The organism is Corynebacterium sp. 32222D000AT, from assembly GCF_053546955.1.
This window is the reverse complement of sequence record NZ_JBPPVW010000004.1, coordinates 179670-198716: the sequence shown is the minus strand read 5'-3', so window position 1 is coordinate 198716 and position 19047 is coordinate 179670. Positions and strand designations below refer to the sequence as shown.

The window sequence follows — 19047 nt, the reverse complement described above, 5'->3', positions numbered from 1 at the left end:
TTACGCCATTTCCGCGACCACCCGCTGACCAGCTGCTCTGATGACAGGCCAAACTCGCGCGCAAGATCCATCGCTGTCTCACCAGTAAGGTGGCGTTGGACAACTTCCTTCTTGATTTCGAACGAATGCTGCTGCTTAGTTGGTTTTTCCACAAGACATAGTCTGCCATGCAGCTTAAACCGGCGACAGAGCATACGGGCGGCGTATTTGGAGACACCAAGAGCAGTAGCAGCGGCACTATAGCCCATACCTTGCTCAAATAGTTCAACCAACTGCTCGCGCTGATGTTCACTCAGCGAACTTCGAGCTCTCAATGAAAACTACTCCCCACTAATCGGTAACTGATTTCTCAGTCCAACTAATGGGGGGCAGTTCACGTGCGGGGGCCATTTTTGTGCCTAACGATGCCTCCCTGCGGCTACCTGGTCACATTGCACCATTTTTCGGCCCTTAGGCAGGTGGCACCGCAAAAACGGGCGTTTTCGGCTGTTTCGGGGTCCGTGCAGGATGGCTACTTTGTCCCGAGTTATCCACAGATTGGGTTTCCGGGCCTTGTAGGGGTTGAGCCGGGCTTCTAGCGTGTGGGGCATGACGACGACAGCCATGGACACTTTGAAAGCAGCGCACTCCATCTTCGCGGACGGGATCTCCTACGTGGGCCTGTGCCGCGAGCTGAGCCTGCCTGCCCTGAAGGCTGTCATGTCCGACGTTGCCGCGGCCGCCCACTACCGCGCCTGCCAGACCTTCTTCGGACACACCACCTACACGAGGAAGCAAGCCGCCGCGAGGAAAGGCGCCGCGGAATCCGGACACCACTTAGATACTTTGCTGGTGTTAGACAACGCCTTCCGGCGGGTGCGCAACCAGGGCGAGGCCTGGGCGATGCTCATCGAACTGTGCAACACTCCTGGCACCACCAAGCAGCTGCGCCGACTGGCCAACCAAAAAGTCCTGGAGCTCAACCGCCCGGCACCGCCGGCCGAAGGCGTGCGGGTCACCCGCCGCAAGGATGGGCCCAGCACTTTTTCTGTTACCGGTGATCCGGAGTTGGTGGAAAACCTCTGGGCATCAATTAAGACCATCCCCGACGTCGAGGCCCTGTTTAGCGGCGGGCTGAACAAGCAACAGAAGGCCACGCACGTGGTCACCCCCCTGCCCGACTGGGTACGCATCCTTGCCGGTGACGGGGACGAAATCACCCTGCAGCTAACCAACGGCACCACCATGACCGGGGCCGAATACGTCCGCCAATGCTTGTTGGATGCGGGCCTGGCCACCCTGGTGGACCCGAGGCGGGGTCCGGTCAACCAGTACCGCTACCAGCGCCACGCCTCCTCTAAACAGAAAGACATGGCGAAGGCGGAGACCACCACCTGCGCGTGGCCGAACTGCCGCAAGCCGGCCGATGAGTGCCAGGTCCACCACATCCACCCGTGGGTCGATGGTGGTGAAACCAACCAAGAGAACCTCACCTTGTTGTGCGAGTTCCACAACTCTTGGAATGATGACGACCCGGCCTACCCCAGACACGGAAGGGTCAACCGAAGACACGGCAAAGTCACGTGGGATCCGCCCTGGGGCGGCGGCCCTAACAGCTGACGGCTAACGGCTGACGGCTGACATGAAGTCAGCCGAGGGACAAGGAACGAGAACGCAGCCGCGAGACCAGGCTGCGAGGGGACATCCCAAGGAACACACCCAGCCAAAATACGCGAAAAGGCGCCACGGACCACGTCCGTAGCGCCTACTCGGCGTGCCCGCCTACTCGGTCACCACAATCTGTCCGCGTTGGCCCTTCTCCGCGTTGGTCAGGGCATGATTGACGAACGTGTACGTCCCCGGCTCATCGAATGTCATCTCCACGAACCCGCCCTGGGCGGCTGCCAAGTCGACGGCCTGCGAGCCGGTGTCCTCGGCGTCGCGGATGAGGTACTGCCCTTCCTTGAAGACGGTGTCGAAGACCTCGCCGACGACGTGGAAACTCAGCGACTCGTCCGGTCCCACGTTCAGCACCCAGATGCGGATGGTCTCGCCCACCTTGGCCCGCAGGGGCCGCTGCTCGTACTGGTTGGGGTAGGAATTGAACGCCGCAAGGTCGTAATTGCCGGCGGCCACGCGCTCCTCGTCCGCGCCGACCTCGCGCTCGCCCAGGAAAAGCTGGCTGGCAACGAGGGCGTACTCGGCATCGACGTCCGACAAGGCATCTTGGGACTCCTCCGGCGGGTCGATGATGACCGCGCCCGTCATCCCGTTGGCGATGTGCAGCGTCATAGGCGCCGTCGCGCAGTGGTACATCCAAATCCCGGAGCGCTTCGCGGTGAATTCGTAGACCAGCTCCTCGCCGGGGTCGATGGTCGCCATCGCCTCGTCGGGGTTGACCTCGCCGGCGTGGAAATCCACCGAGTGACCCATATGCCCCTCGTTGCGCAGCGTAATCCGGAACGTGTCCCCGACCTGGCCGCGCAGCGTCGGCCCGGGCGCCTGCCCGTTAAACAGCCACTGCTTTTGCTCCACGCCCGGCGCGACCTCGCGGATCTCCTCGGTCATCACCCAGGTGTATTCGTGCACGCGCCCGGACGGGGCGGCCTCCAGGTGCGGGTCGAAGGCCGCAAAGCCCGGCCCTAGGTCGCTCTGGCGCTCGGCGGCCGTGGGCACGTCCACGTGCGGGTTCGCCCCGCCTGCCGCGCTTGCCGATGCCCCACTGCCGCCCGCTGGCGCATCACCAGCGACGACGTCGAAGGTCATGCCCTGCGTACGATGCCCGGCGATGGTGCAATAGCCCTCCACGGAGGCGGAAATCACGCCGGCATCCAGCACCACCGAGTCGCCTGGGTTGACGCGGCCGGTTTCCGCCTCGCCGATTTTCAGGTCGTGGACCTGGTCGCCGGTATTGGTGAAGTTGACCTTGAGCTGCGACCCGGCCGGCACGTCGACGCTGTTGGGCACGAAGGCCATACCCTCCACACTCACGTCAACCTCGACGACGTCGCCGGTCGCGGCCACCGGCTGATCGCCGCCCGTCGCGGTCTCTTTGCCGGCGGAGGTCGTGGTGACCACCGCCAGGATGACCACGGCGACGACCGCGATTCCGATGAGGGCCCAGGCGGCCCAGCCGGCCGATTCCTGGGTGCTCGTGCCACCACGAGGCGTGGATTGCTTAGTCATGTTTTCTCCCAACAATTACGACAACGGTGGCGATAACCACCACATTAGCCAGTAGCGCGAGCCCGACCAGAATGAGACCGGCCGGGCCGGCGGGCCCGCCGAGGTTGCCTACCAGGACCAGCCCGGCGCCCACGTTGAGGCAGACCAGGCGGGCGGCCCCTCCGGTGTCTGCCGCTCTCCGCGCCCGGTCCACGACCGCGGGCCCGCCGCCACGCAGCGTGGGCAGCAGGTGGTGCAGCACCCCGGTCACCAGCTGCAGCAGACCGCCCAGCAGAAAGACGGGCAGCAGCTGCAGCGTGATGGCGCGGGGGAAGGCGCCGGCTGCCAGGCTGGCGGCATCGGCGGCGTTGACCGCCCACATCCAGCCCAGGCCGCACAGTACGGACAGGCTGGCGGTATTAAGCCCCGGCCCCTGGGCGAGGACGGAGCCCACCACGGCCACGACGAGCATGCCGCTGGCTAGCGCCACCAGCGCCATCCCGAAGCCTGCGACCAGCCCTGCCCCGGCGACCAGCCCCGCCGCGGCCACCGCCAGCCCCACAACGTGGACGATTAAGGCCCGCGTGCACCGGGCCCGCGCGGCCTGGCTAATCGCCGTGCCCGTGAGCGTGGGCAGCAGGGTCACCACCGTGCCCAGGATGGTCAGCCAGGCAAAGCCCCAGACCATCAGCCGCGAGTGCGCCGCAATCAGCCCCGTATAGCCGCCGATGCCCCTGCCCGCCAGCACCGCCAGCACCACCGCGGCGATGGAGCAGCCAAACGCCGCCACGTAGTACGGCACCGTCACCGCGAAGGCACCGGCAAGGGATCGGCGCAGGCGAGAGACGATGACGGCCACCTGCCACGCGGCGGCGAGGAGGATGAGGGCGCAGGAGGCATCGGAAAGCCAGGACCAGGAATAGCCGGCCCGGTCCGCCAGCAGGCCCAGCAGCCCCACCTGGACGAGTGCTACGCGGGTGGCCACGCCGCGGTACTGGGCCGTCGGCGTGCGGGTTAATGCCTCGGTAAAGTGCGTGGAATAGACCAGAATGGCGGTGGTGACCGCCCCGAGGGTGAAGGTGTGGATGAAATCCCACCAGACCACGGGCCCGCCTAAGTGGTAGGCCACCGCGACGGCCAAGCCGACCAGTATCCAGGCCCCGATGAGTGCGCCGGCGGCCGTGTGCCACCGCGACCTCGCCCGCAGGGAGACGTCGCTGACTACCCCGAGACTAAGCTGCACGGCGACCACCCCGCAGGGTCAACACCAGCCCGGTGCCCACGAAGACCAGCACGGCCACGAGGGTTATCACCCCGCCGACGGTATAAATCGCGTCCTGGGCCAGAAAGTCCCCGGCCAGGCGCGTGGCCAGCCCGCCGTGCAGGAGCACCACGGGGACGTAGAGCGCCCGGTGGTACGGCAGCCGGCGGTGGACCACGGCGGTCAAGATGATGGGTGCATGCGCGAAGATCATGGACATGACGAAGCCTAAGAAGACGGCGTGGACGGAGGCATCGTAGGCATAGCCTTCCGCGCCGACGCCGTAGGCCAGCCAGGTAAAGCCGGCGACAACCAGCCAGAAATAGCCGCCCAGCATGCACGCGGCCGAGTACCGCGGCAGGGCCCGCGAGCGCACCAGGTGTCGGGCCACGTCGACGCGCAGCGCGGTCGTGGCCGCCACGATAAGCGCGAGCGCGACCAGCACGTGCCCCAGCCGCGGGGCGACGGCAAAGACGACGGCGGCGAGCACCATCGCCAGCACCTGCCGGGTCAGCTGGATCTCGGCGCGGGTGCCGGACACCGATAAGCGGGCCAGCTCCATGCGCTCGCCGATGATCGTGGCCACCACGTAGGCCACCGCCAGCGGCAACACCTCCGCGAAGCGGCCGGTCATCCCCCACAGCAGCGCCGCCATCACCGCCGCCACGACGCCGGCTGCCTGCACGACCACCGACACGGTCGGCTGGCGGCGGTAGATGGCCACGTAGATTGCCCCGAGCACGCCGAAGCTCGCCGCGAACAGCGCCCCGGGCACCAGCGCTGGCAGCTCGGTGCCCGCCACCGCCGGCGCCAACAGGGTCACCACGCCCGCGACGTGGGCGGCCGGCCCGGCCCAGGCCCACGCGCGCCGCACCGCGACCGCGCGCTCGAGCCCAATGGCCCCGCCGACGAAGCCGAAGACCATCAGCGGGCCGTGCAGATCCGCCACCGGCGCCGCGGCGTTGAACACCCCCAGCAGGGAGGCCCCCGCCGCCAGGCCAGCCAGCAGCGCCACCCCGGCGAAGGCGAGGAACACCACGCGGTAGGCTACACGGTCTTTTTGCACAGGTTTTATCGTACTAATTCCCCCGCCCCGGCGGAAACCCCACGCGCGCCGGCCACCCCGGTGGACGTCCCCGCTTTTACCCCCGTGCCGACGTCTGGCCGACCGCGCACCTACGGGCATGTAGAATAAGTTGAACAAGCGTCCAAGAAATGCCCGTCTACTAGGGTAGACGGGATGGGCGCGTTCTCGATTGTCTCGTGAAAGGAAATTGTCTCCATGATGAAGCGCGTTCTCGCCGGCTGCGCAGCCGCCGCCACGTTGTTCGCCGCCGCTTGCGCCCCGTCGACGGAGTCGGCATCGGATAGCAACGCCGATCGCACCAGCGGCTCCGAGAGCTCCGTGGAGCTCAACGTCCTGGCCGCCTCCTCCACCCGCGTGCTCAACGACGACCTGCAGGCCGCCGCCGACGAGCTCGACCCGCCGGCCGAGCTGAAGTTCCAGAACGCCGGCTCTTCCGACCTGGTCTCCCAGCTCAAGGAAGGCGCCCCGGGCGACCTGCTGCTGACCGCCTCCAAGAAGACCATGGACGACGCCGTCGAGGCGGGCACCGTCCAGGATCCCAAGGTCCTGGCCGAAAACGAGATGGTCATGGTCGTGCCGAAGGGCAACCCGGCCGGCATCAAGTCCGTCGAGGACATCACGGACGAGACCCGCTTCGTGCTGTGCGACCCGCAGGTCCCGTGCGGTGACATCTCCCAGCAGATCATCGAGGACAAGGGCCTCGACATCCAGCCGGATTCCCAGGAGCACCAGGTTGCTGACGTGCTCGGCAAGGTCGTCTCCGGCGAGGCCGACGCCGGCTGGGTCTACTCCACCGACGCCGCCGCGGCTGGCGACGACGTGGAGGTCATCAAGATCGAAGGCGCCGACCAGTTCACCAACCAGATCCTCGGCGCGGTAGTCACCGCCTCCTCCGAGCAGGACTCCGCCCAGGCAGTCCTGGACCTGCTGGCTGACGACTTCGACGCCACCTGGGAAGAGTACGGCTTCACCCCGGCCGACTAAGTGAGTTTCGTGGCTACTACCGCTACCTCAGCTGCTACGGCTACTACCCCACCGCGCCCCGCCCGGACGCCCGCCCCTGTGGTGTTTGGGCTCATCGGGATCATCGCGGTGGGGTTTATCCTGTTCCCCATCATCGCCCTGGCCGTGCGCGTGCCCTGGGCGCGCATGGGGGAGATCCTGGCCCGCCCCGAGGTCCACGACCTTCTCAAGGTCTCCCTCGCCGCGGCGGCCCAGTCGACCGTTTTGACCATGATCCTGGGCACCGGCCTGGCGGTCTGGATGCAACAGCTCGGCCGCGGCGGGCTCGCCGCCCGCCTGTTGGTCTTCCTCCCGCTCGCGATGCCCCCTGTCGTCGGCGGCCTCGCCCTGACCGCCGCCATCGGCCGGCGCGGCCTGCTGGGGCCCTGGCTGGAGGCGATGGACCTGCATTTCGCCTTCGCCTTCCCCGGCGTCGTGGTGGCGCAGATGTTTGTCTCCCTGCCGTTCGTGGTCGTCGCCGTGGATTCCGCCCTGCGCCAAATCGACGGGGAGGTCCTGGCCTCGGCCCGCGGCATCGGGATGAGCCCCGGCCGCGTGCTGTGGAAGGTCACCCTGCCGCTGGTCGCCCCCTCGATTGCCACGGGCGCCGGGCTGGCGTTTGCGCGCTCGCTGGGCGAGTTCGGCACGACGCTGACCTTCGCGGGCTCGATGCCCGGCGTCACGCGCACGATGCCCCTGGGCATCTACCTAGAGCGCGAAGTCGACACGGAGGCTGCCTACGCGCTTTCGGCCATCCTCATCGGGCTGGCCTTGGTCTGCCTGGCGCTGGCCGGGCTGCCGGCGGTCTTCGGGCGCCGGAACCGCCAGCACGCCCGCACCATCACCGAGATGGACGCCGAGCGCCTGCGCGAGCTGACCCGCCCGCCGGCAGAGCCCACCCCGGTCACGGTGGAGGGCACTACCCTGCCGGCCGGTCTGGTCTCCGCCGTCGTGGGCCAAAACGGCTCGGGCAAGACCACGCTCATGCGTCGGGTGGCCGGCCGCCTGCGGGGCCGGGTCGCTATCGGGGACCGGACCGTGGACGACGCGGCCGGCCAGTTCGTGCCGCCGCACCTGCGCCGGGTGGTCATGGTTACCCAGTCGCCGGGCCTGCCGCCGCGGGCGAGCGTGGTCGAGGCCGTCACCATGGCCAGCCGCGACCACAGTATGGCCACCCAGCTGCTGGAGGCGGCGGGCCTGAGCGACTTGGCGGACGTCGACGTGCCCTCCCTGTCGGGCGGGCAAGCCGCCCAGGTCGCGCTGGTGCGTGCGCTGGCCACCCGCCCGTCCGTGCTGATTTTGGACGAACCTCTGGCCGCCCTCGATGTGGCCGCCGCCGCCCGGTGGCGCCGCTTCTTCCACGCCAGCCGCCACGACCGCACCGTGCTGATGGTCACCCACAACCTGCTGGACATCCAGCGCCTGGCCGAGCACCTGGTGGTCATGGAGTCCGGACAGACCATGGCCAGCGGGCCGACCAGCCAGCTGCTCGCCGCGCCGCCGACGGAGTTCGTAGCACGCATTAGCGGCCTCAACCGGGCCACGGGCACCTGCGACGTCGTCCACGCGGGCACGGCGCGGGTGGCCGCCGGCGGGGCCACGCTCATCGGGGAAACCACCACACACCTGCGCCCCCAGCAGGAGGTCGTCGTGACATTTGCACCCGAGGACGCCCACTTAAGCCCGCATCCGGTGGCCGAGGCCGAAAACTGCTGGCCGGGAAAGATCACGGCCGTGGAGGCGCGTTCGCTGACCAGCTTCCTGGTCACCCTCGACTGCCCGTTCGGCCAGGTGCGCGTCTCCCACGCCGAACCGCCGGCCGTGGGCGAAGAGGTCTACTGTCAGGTGGATCCGAAGGCAGTTCACGTCAGCGCGAACTCGTACTAAAATTATGAGAATGACCGACCCTGCCCTCCTGCCCCGCCCCGCGACGGATCTCTTCCCGGAGGCGCTCGCGCTGTCCCCAAAGCAGCGCGCGGTACTCGACGTGGTGGATTCCTTCCGCGACGGCGCCACCGCGGCTCAGGTCGCTGACAGGCTCGGCATGCACGTCAACACCGCCCGCGGGCACCTCGACGAGCTACAGGCCGCGGGTGCGGTCGCGGCCGCTCGCGCCCACTCGCACGGGCGCGGGCGCCCCTCCCTCATCTTCCGGGTGCGGGTGCCTGACAACCAGGCCATCGCCGGCGAATACGTCAGCCTGGTCACGGTGCTGCTCGACCTGCTGGCTGACGATGCCGAGCTCACCAACTACGACTCACCCCGCGCCCGCGAAATCGGGCGCCAGTGGGCCAAGAAGCTGGAACAGACCGGCCCGGCGTCCCTGAGCCAGGTCCAGGCCCGGCTCCGCCAGATGGGCTTCGACCCGGAGCAGACCAAACAGGGCCTGTGCTTGCACGCTTGCCCCTTCGTGTCTGCCGGGGCGGCCCCCACGCCGTTTTTGTGCGCGGTCCACGAGGGCTACCTGCAGGAAATGACCGCCACCCCCGACGGAGAGCCCACCGTGCGGCTGCACCCGTTGACGGACGACGGCACCTGCTTTATCACCCAGGACTAGGCCTGGGTCACCTCGACCTCCACGGGCCCGGCGATCTCCAGCGGGAGGACCCGCAGGCCCTGGGCGCGGGCATCGTCGAGCACGGCCTCCGGGATGGGCTCGGTGTGCAGGACCATGATGGTCGGGCCCGCACCGGACAAATACGCCGAGAAACCGCGGTTGCGCAGGCGGTTGACCCATTCCGCGGTCACCGGGAGCACGTCAGCTCGGTAGGGCTGGTGCAGGCGGTCGCGCGTGCCCTCCAGGAGCAGATCCGGGTGCTTGGTCAACGCTGCCACCTGGACGGCGGTGCGGGAGACGTTGAAGGCGGCATCGCTGTGCGTGACGTGCGAGGGCAGCACGCGCCGCACGGCCTGGGTGGAGGCGTGGAAGTCCGGCACCAGCGCGGTGGCGCGGATATCCGGGTGCACCGGCAGGCAGCGCGCGCGGTACTCGGGCAGGGAACGCCCGTCGACCGGGACCGTCGTCCAGGAAACCACCATCTGGCCCAGCACGGACGCGGCGGCGTTGTCCGGGTGGCCCTCGAAGGCCGAGGACAACTGGACCACCTGGTCCTCATCGAGCGGGAAGCCGGCCAGCCCGTTGGCGGCGGCCACGCCGGCGACCGCGGCGGCCGCGGACGAACCCAGACCGCGCGACTGCGGGATGGCGTTGGTGCAGACCACGCGCAGGCCCGGCGCTTCGACGTCGGCGGCGTTCAGCCCGGAGCGCAGCGCCTTGACCACCAGGTGCGAGCCATCGCGCGGCAGGTCGTCCTCGCCCTCGCCGAAGATGACTACCTCGAGGCCGGACTCGGTGACCTCGATCTCGACGGTGTCGTACAGCGTGACGGCCAGACCCAGGGTGTCATAGCCCGGGCCTAGGTTGGCCGAGGAGGACGGCACCTTGACAATCGCCTTGGTCCCGACTTGCAATTCGGTGCTCATGAGCGCGCTTTCCTCCCCTTTCCTAGCTGCCCAGGCGGATGACCGAGTTGACAGCCAGCACGTCCGGCAGGGTCTTGAGCTTTTCCACGATATCGGCCAGCAGCTGCTCCTGGGCGGAGTGCGTGACGATGACCAGGCGGGCCTCGTCGTCGCCGTCCTCCTGTCGCACGGTGCGCAGGGAGACGTCGTTGGAGGAGAAGACGTTGGCGATTTCGGCCAGCACGCCGATCCGGTCGTTGACCGTCATGTCGATGTGGTAGCGGGTGCGCACCTCGCCGAAGGAGGCGATCGGCAGGTTGGCGTAGGTGTTCTCGCCCGGGGCGCGGCCGCCGTGGACGATGTTGCGGGCCGCGCCGACCACGTCGCCCAGCACCGCGGAGGCGGTCGGGTTACCGCCGGCGCCGTTGCCGTAGAACATCAGCGAGCCGGCCGCCTCGGCCTCGACGAAGATGGCGTTGTAGGACTCGCTGACCGAGGCCAGCGGGTGCGACTTCGCCACGAGGGTGGGGTGCACTCGCGCGTTCACGGCTTCCTTACCTTCCTTATCGGTGATCCGCTCGCAGATAGCCAGCAGCTTGATGGAATAGCCGGCCTGGCCGGCGGCCTCGATATCCTCGGCGGTGATGTTGGTGATGCCCTCGCAGTGGACATCCTCGAACTTGAGGCGGGTGTGGAAGCCCAGCGAGGCCATGATGGCGGCCTTGGAGGCGGCGTCGTGGCCCTCGACGTCGGCGGTCGGGTCGGCCTCGGCGTAGCCCAGGCGGGTCGCCTCCGCCAGCGCCTCCTCGTAGGAAGCGCCGGTGGATTCCATCGCGTCCAGGATGAAGTTGGTCGTGCCGTTGACGATGCCGGAGATGCGCTCGATCTGGTCGCCGGCCAGGGAGCGGCGCAGCATGCCGACCACGGGGATAGCGGCGGCGACGGCGGCCTCGAAATAGAGGTCGACGTTGGAGGCGTCGGCGGCCTCGGCCAGCTCGTCGGCGTGGGCGGCCACCAGCGCCTTGTTGGCGGTGACCACGGACTTGCCGGCGCGCAGGGCGGCCAGGACCAGCTCGCGCGGGTAATCGATACCGCCAATGACCTCCACGACCAGGTCGATGTCGTCGCGGGCGACGAGCGCGCGGGCATCGTCAGTCAGAAGCTCTTGGGGAACGCCCGGGCGCGGCTTTTTGCCGACGTTGGACACGGCCACGCCGCGGATCTCGGCCGGGCCGCCGATGCGGTGCGCAAAAGCGTCGGCGTTCTCCCCGAGCAGTCGGAAGACCTCCGCGCCCACGGTGCCGAATCCCAGCAGCGCAATTCCGACGGTCTCTCCCTCACCCTTAGCCGTGCGGATAGTTCCCTGCGTAGTGGCTGCCATCTTCGAAGCTCTCCTCAATCTGTGCGGTCGTTTAAGGTACGTGGCCCATCATACAGAACGAGCTGTCTATTTTGAGTCCCTACGAGAAGCCTCCCCCGTCCCCCGTCCCCCGTCCCCCGACAACCGCGCGTGTGCTGGCCGAATGTCCCGCACCGGGGAGAATAATAATCCCGCCCGGGCGCCAGTCCGGCGCCCGAGCGGGGGTAACTAGTCGACCTCTAGCGAGAGCAAATCGGCTAAGGTCTCGCGCCGCAGCATGGGCTTGACCTGGCCGGCGCGCACGGCGACCACCGCGGGCCGCACCGCGCCGTTATAGCGCGAGGACATCATGTACTGGTAGGCGCCGCTGGCGGCGGTGGCCACGATGTCGCCGCTGGTGATTTCTTCCGGCAGATCCCGCTCGTCGACCAGGATGTCGCCGGATTCGCAGTGGAAACCCACCACGCGGGAGGGCACCTCGGCGCCGACGGTGTAGCGGCCCATGACCCGCAGGTCGTACTCGGAGCCGTACATGGCCGGGCGGATGTTGTCGCTCATGCCACCGTCGACGGAGAGGTAGCGCCGCAGCGGCAGCTCCTGCTTGCCCGTCTCCACGTCCTTGACCGTGCCCACGGAATAGACCGCGATGGCGGACCCGGCCACCAGCGCGCGGCCCGGCTCGACCAGGACGAAGGGCGGGGTGATGCCCAGCGCGTCCGCCGTCGTGCCGACCGCGGTGAGCAGGTCGTGGGCCACGGCGTTCACGTCGAGGGCCTCCTCGTAAGGCATATACGGGATGCCGAAGCCGCCGCCTAGGTCCAGCTCCGACAGCGTGACGCCGAGCTCAGTGTGGATGTGCGAATACAGCGCCATGACGCGCTCGGCGGCCAGCTTAAAGCCCTCAGCGTTGAAGACCTGGGAGCCGACGTGGCAGTGCAGTCCGACTAGCTCAAGGTTGTCGGCGGTCAGGCAGGCGCGGGCGGCATCAAAAGCTGCGCCAGTGGCCAGCGAGATGCCGAATTTCTGGTCCTCGTGCGAGGTGGCGATGAACTCGTGAGTGTGGGCGTCCACGCCCGGCTTCACGCGCACCATCACCTTCTGGACGCGCCCCAACTCCCCGGCGATCCGGTTGAGCATCTCCAGCTCGTCGGTGTTGTCGAGTACCACGTGACCCACGCCGTGCTCGACGCAGTCCCGCAGGTAGTCCGCGCCCTTGTTGTTGCCGTGGGCAGTCATGCGGGCGGCGGGAAAGTCGCCGGCTAGCGCAATGAGCAGCTCGTTGTGGGAGGCCACGTCCAGGCACAGCCCCTCCTCGTTGACCCACTGCACGATCCTTTTGCAGATGAAGGCCTTGGAGGCGTAGTGCACGTGGGCGGGCCCGCCGAAGGCGGCGGCCATGTCGCGGCAGCGGGAGCGGAAGTCGTCCTCGTCGAAGACATAGAGCGGCGAGCCGTACTCTTCCACTAGGTCGGGCACGGGGACCCCGGCGACGGTGACCACGCCGTCTTCCTCGCGCTGGGCGTTGCGGGGCCAGACATGCGCCGGCAGATCGTTGAAATCGGCCATTACATCCGCTCCGGGGCGGTCACGCCCACCATGGTCAGCGCGTTGGCCAGGGTGGTGCGGGCGGCATCGGCAAGCGCGAAGCGGGCCGAGTGCACCGGCTGGGCCTCCTCACCGGCCTTGGGCAGGACCTGGCACTGGTCGTAGAAGCGGTGGAAGCTGGCGGCCAGCTCCTCGGCGTAGCGGGCGATGCGGTGCGGCTCGCGCAGCTCCGCGGCCTCGGCCACCACGGCCGGGAACTCGCCCAGAGTACGGATGAGGTCGCCCTCGCGGTCGTGGGTCAGAAGGGACAGGTCCGCGCCGTCGGCGGTGACCCCTGCCTCCTGCGCCTTGCGCGCCAGGGAGCACAGGCGGGCGTGCCCGTACTGGACGTAGTAGACGGGGTTATCGGAGGACTGGGACTGCCACAGGCCCAGGTCGATGTCGATGGACTGGTCCACGGACGAGCGCACCAGCGAGTAGCGGGCCGCGTCCACGCCGATGGCGGCCACCAGGTCCTCCATCGTGATGACGGTGCCCGCGCGCTTGGACATGCGCACCGGCTTGCCGTCGCGCAGCAGGTTGACCATCTGGCCGATGAGCACCTCGACCGCGCCGGCGTCGTAGCCCAGGGCGGCCGCGGCGGCCTTCAGGCGCGGCACGTAGCCGTGGTGATCGGCGCCGAGCATGTAGATGTTCAGGGTGTGGCCGCGGTCGAACTTGTCCGCGACGTAGGCGATGTCGCCGGCGATGTAGGCGGCGTTGCCGTCGGACTTGACGACCACGCGGTCCTTGGAGTCGCCGTAGTCGGTGGATTTCAGCCACCAGGCGTTGTCCGCCTCGTAGAGCTCGCCCTGGGCCTTGAGCTGGTCCAGTGCGCGCTCGACCGCGCCGGACTCGAACAGCGAGTTCTCGTGGAAGTAGACGTCGAAGTCCACGCCGAACTCGTGCAGCGACTGCTTAATCTGGGCGAACATCATGTCCACGCCGTCGGCACGGAAGGCCTCCTGGACCTGTTCCGGGGTGCCGTCCAGGGCCGACGGGTTCTTCTCCAGCACGGCGCTGGCGATGTCCTGGATATAGGCCCCGCCGTAGCCGTCCTCCGGGGTGGGCTCGCCCTGGGCGGCCGCCACCAGGGAGCGGGCGAAGCGGTCGATCTGGCCGCCGTGGTCGTTGAAGTAGTACTCGCGGGTAACCTCCGCGCCGCTGGCTTCCAGCACGCGGCCCAAGGAGTCGCCGACGGCGGCCCACCGGGTGCCCCCGAGGTGGATGGGCCCGGTCGGGTTCGCGGAGACGAACTCCAGGTTGATCTTCTCCCCGGCAAAGGTGGTGTTCTTGCCGAAGTCGGAGCCGGCTTCGCGGATCTTGCCGACCACGTCGCCCTGGGCGGCGGCGGCCAGGCGGATATTCAAAAAGCCCGGGCCGGCGACGTCGGTCTCTGCGATCGCGTCCTGCTCGTCCAACGCGGCGGCCAGCCAGGTGGCCAGCTCGCGCGGCTGGGTGCCCGCCTTCTTGGCGACCTGCAGGGCCAAGTTGGTCGCGTAATCGCCGTGTTCCGGGTTGCGCGGGCGCTCCACGGTCACGGTTTCGGGGATAACGGAGGTGTCCAGGTCGTGCTCCGCCAACACGTTGGTGGCGGTGTCCTTAATCAGTTGTGCCAGTTCTGCCGGAGTCATAACCCTAAACTCTATCGAATATCCCCTTTGACTACCGCACTAACCCCGGTAGTGCATGAGATACCCCATACGGGGACCGAAATGGTCTGATAACACACAGGTCCGCGCTATGCTTTTCTTAACTCAGTGTGAGTTTCTAAGCCGGTTCTTCCCCGACTAACCACAATGAGCACCGTGTACTACCTGCTGCGCCCCGAATAGTCGGGGCCTCCCTATCTGGAGAATTCGAGGACGCATCTTGTTTGAGATCAATACCTCAGCGATCGGGGACAGCCTCGGGCTCACCGCGCTCGTGGCCACCCTGCCGCTCATCGCCTTTTTCATTATGTTGTTGGGCTTCAAGGCCCGTGCCCACACCTCCGGCGCGGTCGCCCTGCTCACTTCCCTAGTGATTGCCATCGTGGGCTTCGCGATGCCCATCGACATGGCCCTGTCTTCTGCGGTCCGCGGTGGGCTCTTCGGCCTGCTGCCCATCGTCTGGGTCATCCTTACCGCTATTTGGTTCTACGAAATCACCGTGGCTTCCGGCCGGTTTGAGGATCTGCGCAAGACCTTCGACCTGCTCGGCGACGGCGATATCCGCATCCAGGCCATCCTGATCGCCTTCTGCTTCGGCGGCCTGCTGGAGGCCCTGGCCGGCTTCGGCGCCCCCGTGGCCATTACCGCCACCATGATCATGGCCCTGGGCGTCAAGCCGCTGCGGGCTGCGACCGTGGTCCTCATCGCCAACACCGCCCCCGTGGCCTTCGGCGCCGTGGGCATCCCGGTGACCACCGCCGGCGAGGTCGGCGGCCGTACCCTGGAGCAAACCCACGACATCGCCGCGCTGATCTCGCTGCAGGTGCTGGTCATCGCCGCCATCGTGCCCTTCCTCATCGCCTTCATCCTGGACGGGATGCGCGGCGTGAAGGAGACCGCCCCGGCGGCCGCCGTCATTGGCATTTCCTTCGCCGCGGCCCAGTGGCTCGCCGCGACCTTCTTCGCCTACCAGCTGACCAACGTCATCGCCTGCATCGTCTCCCTGGGTTGCGCTTTCGCCTTCCTGCGCGTCTGGAAGCCCAAGGGCGTGGCCGCCCTGCGCGAGCGCATGGAGCTGCCGGCCCAGGACGGCACTAGCGATCTGACCGGCCGCCGCATTTGGATGGCCCTGCTGCCCTACGCCGTGGTCACCGCGGTCTTCGCCGTGGCAACCACCGTCCCGGCCCTGTTCGGCTTCTGGGTCATCAAGACCGGCTGGCCCTTCCTGGACGGCACGATCGTGGACGCGACCGGCAACATCATGGACACCAGCTTCAGCTTCAACGTCTTCGGCAACCCCGGTACGCTGCTGCTGATTTCCGGCATCATCGTCACGATCATCTACCACTTCTTCAACGAGAACGGCCGCTACAAGCTAAGCTTCGGCCAGCCGGTGACCGCCTTCGGCGACGTCGTTTCCCGCATGAAGTTCTCCGCCCTGACCATCATCCTGGTCCTGGCGCTGGCCTACACCATGAACTACTCGGGCCAGACCATCGCCATTGGTGAGTTCGTCTCCTCGGCCGGCGGCATCTTCGCGCTGTTCGCCCCGGTGCTCGGCTGGATCGGTACCGCCGTGACCGGCTCCGACACCTCGGCCAACGCGCTGTTCGCCAACCTGCAGGTCGCCGCCGCCGAGCGCATCCACGTCAACCCGGATCTGATGCTGGCCGCCAACACCTCCGGTGGCGTGGTCGGCAAGATGATCTCCCCGCAGTCGCTGGCGATTGCCGCCACCGCCGTGCAGATGGAGGGCAAGGAGTCCGTCATCCTCAAGAACGTCGTCGGCTACTCGCTGGCCTTCCTGGCCGTCGTGTGTGTCATCGTCTTCCTGATGACCAACGTGCTCGGGTTCCTGGTGCCCTAACCAGCCCCCACGCCTAGTTCCCTAAGGCTTTCCTTACACGACCCTGATAACCCCGGCTACCCCCAATCCGTCCGGGGCCGGAATCCCGCGCAAAATGCGCGGGGCAGGCGCATGACCTGCGGACCATTTTCGCAACATTAATGTTTCGAAACATCCGCAGGTCATCGTCATTTTTAGGGGTGATTAAATACGGGATTCGCGCTAATATTTACTTCATAACCCCGTGAATTTTCTAGAAGCCTCATTTCCCGAGAGTCTTCTTAAGATCCCGCTAAACCAAGGAGCCTGATCGATGCGAATAGCATTGTTTTCCACCTGCATTGGCGACGCCCTTTTCCCGGACGCTCACAAAGCCACTGCCCTCATCCTTTCCCGCTTGGGCCACGAGGTGGTCTTCCCCGAGGAACAGACCTGCTGCGGGCAGATGCACGTCAACACCGGTTACCAGGAAGAAACGCTGGGCATGATCCGCACCTACGCGGATGCCTTCGCGGATCCTTCCATCGACTACGTGGTCTCCGCCTCCGGCTCCTGCGTCGGCGCCGTGCGCGAGCAGCACGTCAAGATTGCCGACCGCTTCGGTAACAAGGCGGATGTCGACGGCGCCAAGAAGGCCGCCGACAAGACTTACGACCTGCCGGAGTTCCTCGTCGACATCGCGCAGACCACCCAGCTGGGTGCCTTCTTCCCGCACCGCGTGACCTACCACTCCTCCTGCCACGGCCTGCGCTTTCTGAAGCTGGCGGATCGCCCGTACCAGCTGCTGAAGAACGTCGAGGGCATGGAGCTGGTCCCGCTCGAAAACGCCGAGGAGTGCTGCGGCTTCGGCGGTACCTTCTCGCTGAAGAACCCCGAGGTCTCCCAGGCCATGGTCACGGACAAGACCCGCCACATTAAGGACACCCGCGCCGAGTACGTCACCGGCGGCGACTCCTCCTGCCTGATGAACATCGCCGGCGCCCTCTCGCGCCAGCAGGCCGGCATCCGCGCCGTCCACATGGCAGAAATCCTCGCCTCGACCAAGGAACACCCGTGGACGCCGAAGTCCGCAGCTTACTCGAAGGAGAAGATGCTCTAATGGCTGTTTTCACCGACACTACCCCGCCCCGTGCCCCCGAAAACTACGGCAACCTGCGCGGCGACCGCGGCTTCGTCGCCGCCGCCCACGACGGCCTGAACAACGCCACCCAGCGCCGCAACCTGGAGCACGCCACCACCACCATCCGCAACAAGCGCGCCCACGCCGTGGAAGAAACCCCGGACTGGGAGGAGCTGCGTTCGGCCGGTTCCGCGCTGAAGGAGGACGTGGCCGCCCGCATGCCGGAGCTGCTGGAGCAGTTCGAAGAGGCAGTGACTGCCCGCGGCGGCATCGTCCACTGGGCCCGCGACGCCAAGGAAGCCAACGAGATCATCACGCAGCTCATCCAGGACACGGGTGAGACCGACGTGGTCAAGGTCAAGTCCATGGCCACCCAGGAGATCGGCCTGAACGAGCACCTCGAAGAGGCCGGCATCAGCGCCCGCGAGACCGACCTGGCCGAGCTCATCGTCCAGCTGGGCGAGGACAAGCCCTCCCACATCCTGGTCCCGGCCATTCACCGCAACCGCGCCGAGATCCGCGACATCTTCGTCCGGCAGATGCCGAACACGGACGAGTCCCTGCCGGCCAACCCGCCGGAGCTGGCCGAGGCCTCCCGTAAGTTCCTGCGCGAGCAGTTCATGAAGGCCAAGGTGGCTATCTCCGGCGCCAACTTCGGCGTGGCCGAAAACGGCGTTATCAACATCGTCGAGTCCGAGGGCAACGGCCGCATGTGCGTGACCCTGCCGGAGACCCTGATTACGGTCATGGGTATCGAGAAGCTCGTGCCGAGCTTCCAGGACCTCGAGGTCTTCCTGCAGCTGCTGCCGCGCTCCTCCACCGCCGAGCGCATGAACCCGTACACCTCGATGTGGACGGGCGTGACCGAGGGCGACGGCCCGCAGAACTTCCACCTGGTCCTGCTGGACAACGGCCGCACCGCCGCCCTGTCGAACCCGGTCGGTTCCCAGGCGCTCAAGTGCATCCGCTGCTCGGCCTGCCTGAACGTCTGCCCGGTCTACGAGCGCGCCGGCGGCCACGCCTACGGCTCGGTCTACCCGGGCCCGATCGGCATCTCGCTGACCCCGCAGCTGACCGGTATGAAGGATCACCACGACCCGTCGGCTTCTCTGCCCTACGCCTGCTCCCTGTGCGGGCGCTGCGACGAGGTCTGCCCGGTCAAGATCCCGCTGTCCCAGGTCATTCTGGAAAACCGTTACCAGAAGGTCACCCACGCCACCCCGCCGGTCGAGTCCAAGCTCTTCGACCTGGTGGAGTTCGTCTGGGCCAAGCCGAAGGTCTGGAACACGCTGACCCGCCTGGTCGCCTTCGGCCGCGTGCTCGGCGGCTTCAACGGCACCATCGACAGCCTGCCGCTGTTCATGTCGGGTTGGTCGGAAGGCCGCGACACCGCAGTGCCGCCGAAGAAGTCCTTCCGCCAGTGGTTCGAATCCGATGAGGCCCATGACCTACTGGCCCAGGCCCGCGAGGAAGGCCTGCCCGCCGCCGCTGTCCAGTCCCCGGACCAGGGCACTGAGAAGGAGAACTAA

The 19047-nt window shown here is 67.3% G+C and carries 15 protein-coding genes; 7 read left to right on the top strand and 8 right to left on the bottom strand.

The window, feature by feature from the left end:
- On the bottom strand, positions 1-314 hold a 314-nt coding region (locus tag ACEE23_RS04020; protein WP_448872730.1), incomplete at its 3' end, for a helix-turn-helix domain-containing protein.
- Positions 315-588: 274 nt separating this feature from the next.
- Between ACEE23_RS04020 and ACEE23_RS04015 the strand changes: the two genes are divergently transcribed.
- Positions 589-1599 (top strand): HNH endonuclease signature motif containing protein, encoded by a 1011-nt coding sequence (locus ACEE23_RS04015; protein ID WP_448872135.1) that lies wholly within the window; start codon positions 589-591, stop codon positions 1597-1599.
- Between the two features lie 162 nt (positions 1600-1761).
- Here ACEE23_RS04015 and ACEE23_RS04010 read toward each other — a convergent pair whose 3' ends face one another.
- From ACEE23_RS04010 to ACEE23_RS04000, 3 genes are read right to left on the bottom strand one after another with little or no spacing between them, the layout of a single operon-like run.
- Complete coding sequence (locus tag ACEE23_RS04010; RefSeq protein ID WP_368521056.1) at positions 1762-3165, bottom strand: multicopper oxidase domain-containing protein; 1404 nt, start codon at positions 3163-3165, stop codon at positions 1762-1764.
- Positions 3158-4387, bottom strand: a complete 1230-nt coding sequence (locus tag ACEE23_RS04005; RefSeq protein WP_368521055.1) for a beta-carotene 15,15'-monooxygenase — start codon at positions 4385-4387, stop codon at positions 3158-3160. The genes ACEE23_RS04010 and ACEE23_RS04005 overlap by 8 nt, the downstream gene beginning before the upstream one ends.
- Complete coding sequence (locus ACEE23_RS04000; RefSeq protein WP_368521054.1) at positions 4377-5471, bottom strand: hypothetical protein; 1095 nt, start codon at positions 5469-5471, stop codon at positions 4377-4379. Before ACEE23_RS04000 ends, ACEE23_RS04005 begins: the two co-directional genes overlap by 11 nt.
- A gap of 216 nt (positions 5472-5687) precedes the next feature.
- Here ACEE23_RS04000 and modA point away from each other — a divergent pair, with 216 nt between their 5' ends.
- The 3 genes from modA to ACEE23_RS03985 all read left to right on the top strand — a co-directional run bounded on the left by modA (position 5688) and on the right by ACEE23_RS03985 (position 9051).
- Positions 5688-6476 (top strand): molybdate ABC transporter substrate-binding protein, encoded by a 789-nt coding sequence (gene modA, locus ACEE23_RS03995; protein ID WP_368519656.1) that lies wholly within the window; start codon positions 5688-5690, stop codon positions 6474-6476.
- 78 nt (positions 6477-6554) lie between these two features.
- The gene (locus ACEE23_RS03990; protein ID WP_368521053.1) at positions 6555-8381 is read left to right on the top strand and encodes an ATP-binding cassette domain-containing protein; all 1827 of its coding nucleotides are present in this window, start codon (positions 6555-6557) and stop codon (positions 8379-8381) included.
- Positions 8382-8391: 10 nt separating this feature from the next.
- Complete coding sequence (locus ACEE23_RS03985) at positions 8392-9051, top strand: helix-turn-helix transcriptional regulator (RefSeq protein ID WP_368519654.1); 660 nt, start codon at positions 8392-8394, stop codon at positions 9049-9051.
- Here the strand turns inward: ACEE23_RS03985 and thrB are convergent.
- From thrB to argS, 4 genes are all read right to left on the bottom strand, one after another.
- Positions 9048-9977, bottom strand: a complete 930-nt coding sequence (thrB, locus tag ACEE23_RS03980; protein WP_368519653.1) for a homoserine kinase — start codon at positions 9975-9977, stop codon at positions 9048-9050. The genes ACEE23_RS03985 and thrB overlap by 4 nt on opposite strands.
- Positions 9978-9999: 22 nt before the next feature.
- Positions 10000-11337 (bottom strand): homoserine dehydrogenase, encoded by a 1338-nt coding sequence (locus ACEE23_RS03975; protein ID WP_368519652.1) that lies wholly within the window; start codon positions 11335-11337, stop codon positions 10000-10002.
- A 207-nt stretch (positions 11338-11544) separates the two neighbouring features.
- A complete protein-coding gene (gene lysA, locus ACEE23_RS03970; RefSeq protein ID WP_448873533.1) occupies positions 11545-12882 on the bottom strand; it encodes a diaminopimelate decarboxylase in 1338 nt (445 codons plus the stop codon).
- Positions 12882-14534 carry an arginine--tRNA ligase gene (gene argS / locus ACEE23_RS03965; RefSeq protein ID WP_368519650.1) on the bottom strand — a complete coding sequence of 551 codons (1653 nt, stop codon included), beginning with the start codon at positions 14532-14534 and terminating at the stop codon, positions 12882-12884. The genes lysA and argS overlap by 1 nt, the downstream gene beginning before the upstream one ends.
- 238 nt (positions 14535-14772) lie before the next feature.
- Between argS and ACEE23_RS03960 the strand changes: the two genes are divergently transcribed.
- The 3 genes from ACEE23_RS03960 (at position 14773) to ACEE23_RS03950 (ending at position 19047) form a co-directional block, all read left to right on the top strand.
- On the top strand, positions 14773-16419 hold the full coding sequence (locus ACEE23_RS03960) for an L-lactate permease (RefSeq protein ID WP_368519649.1): 1647 nt from the start codon (positions 14773-14775) through the stop codon (positions 16417-16419).
- A 292-nt stretch (positions 16420-16711) separates the two neighbouring features.
- On the top strand, positions 16712-17497 hold the full coding sequence (locus tag ACEE23_RS03955; RefSeq protein ID WP_368519648.1) for a (Fe-S)-binding protein: 786 nt from the start codon (positions 16712-16714) through the stop codon (positions 17495-17497).
- Positions 17497-19047: a lactate utilization protein B gene (locus ACEE23_RS03950; RefSeq protein WP_368519647.1), complete on the top strand. Its 1551-nt coding sequence runs from the start codon at positions 17497-17499 to the stop codon at positions 19045-19047. The genes ACEE23_RS03955 and ACEE23_RS03950 overlap by 1 nt, the downstream gene beginning before the upstream one ends.